The following is a 2312-nucleotide window of genomic DNA, read 5'->3' on the forward strand; positions in this document are numbered from 1 at the left end:
GACAGTTCGCGCAAGATCGCCGACATCATCGGCGTGATCGAGGGCATCGCATTCCAGACCAACATCCTCGCGCTGAACGCGGCGGTCGAGGCCGCGCGCGCGGGCGAGCAGGGGCGCGGCTTCGCGGTGGTCGCGGGCGAGGTGCGTTCGCTCGCGCAGCGCAGCGCGACGGCCGCGAAAGAGATTCGCGAGCTGATCGTCGATTCGGTCGAGCGCGTGCGCAACGGCTCGACGCTGGTCGGCCAGGCCGGCACGACGATGGGCGAGATCCTGCAGGCGGTCGCGCGCGTGACCGACATCATGGGCGAGATCGCGGCCGCGTCCGAGGAGCAGGCGAGCGGCATCACGCAGGTCGGGCGCGCGGTCACGCAGATGGACCAGGTGACGCAGCAGAATGCGGCGCTGGTCGAGGAAGCTGCGGCGGCGGCCGCGTCGCTGCAGGAGCAGGCCGCACGGCTGCGCGATGCGGTCGGCGCGTTCCGGGTCGGCAATACCGGCGGCGCGTCGCCGCGCGGAGCCGGCGCGCGGGCAGCCGAGCCGGCCTTCGGCAAGCAGACGGCCGACGAGGCGGTGGCGGCGTGACGCGGTCGGTCGACGGGCCGATGCGTTGAGCGAGAAATGCAACTAACGGCCGAGTCGACGCGTCGGCCCCCAGCACTGCGCTGGTGCATACCCATATGAGCGGGATGTATTTCACTTCCCACCGATCCTGTGACACCATTTGGCCCTTCCTGCGAGTCCGGGCATACCCGTATCGCGCCCCATTTCAAGTAAGCAAGCAAGCGAGAAACAGATGAAGCGTCGCAGTCTCCTGAAGGTATTTTCCGTGTTGGCCACCGGTGCCGCGCTGACGCTGTCGGCCGGCGCGCACGCCGAAGACAAGGTGATCAAGGTCGGCACGGTCGCCGGCCCGGATTCGGAAGTATGGCAAGTCGTGCAGAAGGTCGCGAAAGAGAAGGAAGGCCTGAACGTGAAGGTCATCGAGTTCAACGACTACGTGCAGCCGAACGCGGCGCTCGATTCGGGCGACCTCGACGCGAACAGCTTCCAGCACCAGCCCTACCTCGACAGCCAGGTGAAGCAGCGCGGCTACAAGATCGTCAGCGCGGGCCTGACCTACATCTCGCCGATCGGCGTGTACTCGAAGAAGTTCAAGTCGCTGAAGGATCTGCCGCAGGGCGCGAAGCTCGCGGTGCCGAACGATCCGTCGAACGAAAACCGCGCGCTGCTGCTGCTGCAGACGCAAGGCGTGATCAAGCTGAAGGCGGGCGCCGGCACGGGCGGCAACAACGCGACGGTGCTCGACATCGCCGAGAACCCGAAGAAGCTGAAGATCTCCGAACTCGACGCCGCGCAACTGCCGCGCGTGCTGTCGGACGTCGATGCGGCCGTGATCAACACCAACTACGCGCTGGCCGCGAACCTGCAGCCGACCAAGGACGCGATCGCACTCGAGGCGCTGACCAGCCCGTACGCGAACCTGATCGCCGTGCGCGCGAAGGACAAGGATCAGCCGTGGGTGAAGAAGCTGGTCAAGGCGTACCAGTCGCCGGAAGTGAAGGAATTCATCAAGAAGCAGTTCAAGGGCTCGATGGTCGCGTCGTTCTGAACGCTGCTCACCGGTCGGACCGCTGAACGAACAGGGCCTGCATCGCGCAGGCCCTTTTTTCATTGGCGCGGCACGCGCGCCTATGCCTACATCTCCCCGCGCCGCGAGCAGATCGACATGATCTGCTGGATCGCGTAGTTGTCGCGCACGCCGGGCAGCGACTGCACGACGCACTCGTGAAAGCGCCGCTCGCGCGGCAGCAGCATCGCGTTGTTGCGGTACAGCGCGTCGCACGAGCGCTGGATCAACTGGGCCGCCGCGCCGTTGCGGCTTTCGCGCAGCGCATTGAGCATGCAGTCGTCGTATTGCGCGCTGCCGTCGGTCAGTGCGAACGCCGCGCCCGGCAGCGCCAGTGCGACGGCGGCGAACGCGACGGCTCGGATACCCCGTTTCATCTGCCCTCCGATGGAGTGGATTGGGTCGGCCGACAGCATAGCGTAAAGCCATGAGCACGGCTGACGCGTTGGCCGACACGCGCCGGAGCCGCCACCGGCGGGGCTTTGGACGCCTTCGCGGGGCCTCGGCGAGGGCTGCGTCCGGCGTGCCGCGTGAAAGCGTGGAGTCAGGCGGTGGTCTGCGGAAATGGTATCCTCGTGCGTTCGCCGCTGCATGCTTTCCCGGAGCATGCGCGGGCCGATCGCCCGCGTTTCGTACGCACGGGCGGCGCCCGCCCGACGGCGGCGGGAATCCATCATCCAGAACC

Annotated in this window: 3 protein-coding genes; 2 read left to right on the forward strand and 1 reads right to left on the reverse strand. The window is 67.1% G+C overall.

Annotation, left to right across the window (positions count from 1 at the left end; translation table 11 throughout):
- A partial coding sequence (locus tag JMF90_RS33880; protein ID WP_236598091.1) for a methyl-accepting chemotaxis protein occupies window positions 1-582 on the forward strand: 582 nt, incomplete at its 5' end.
- Window positions 583-793: 211 nt separating this feature from the next.
- On the forward strand, window positions 794-1609 hold the full coding sequence (locus JMF90_RS33885) for a MetQ/NlpA family ABC transporter substrate-binding protein (RefSeq protein WP_006477742.1): 816 nt from the start codon (window positions 794-796) through the stop codon (window positions 1607-1609).
- Between the two features lie 86 nt (window positions 1610-1695).
- Here JMF90_RS33885 and JMF90_RS33890 read toward each other — a convergent pair whose 3' ends face one another.
- Window positions 1696-2004 carry a VF_A0006 family four-cysteine protein gene (locus JMF90_RS33890; protein ID WP_012329261.1) on the reverse strand — a complete coding sequence of 103 codons (309 nt, stop codon included), beginning with the start codon at window positions 2002-2004 and terminating at the stop codon, window positions 1696-1698.
- Window positions 2005-2312 lie beyond the last annotated feature (308 nt).

The organism is Burkholderia sp. E168m23, from assembly GCF_016586125.1.
GTDB classification, from domain to species: Bacteria; Pseudomonadota; Gammaproteobacteria; order Burkholderiales; family Burkholderiaceae; genus Burkholderia; species Burkholderia orbicola.

What these genes read in the sequence shown, in the direction of transcription:
- JMF90_RS33890 (WP_012329261.1), bottom strand. Translation starts at nt 2,004, where the DNA reads ATGAAACGGGGTATCCGAGCCGTCGCGTTCGCCGCCGTCGCACTGGCG.
- JMF90_RS33885 (WP_006477742.1), top strand. Translation starts at nt 794, where the DNA reads ATGAAGCGTCGCAGTCTCCTGAAGGTATTTTCCGTGTTGGCCACCGGT.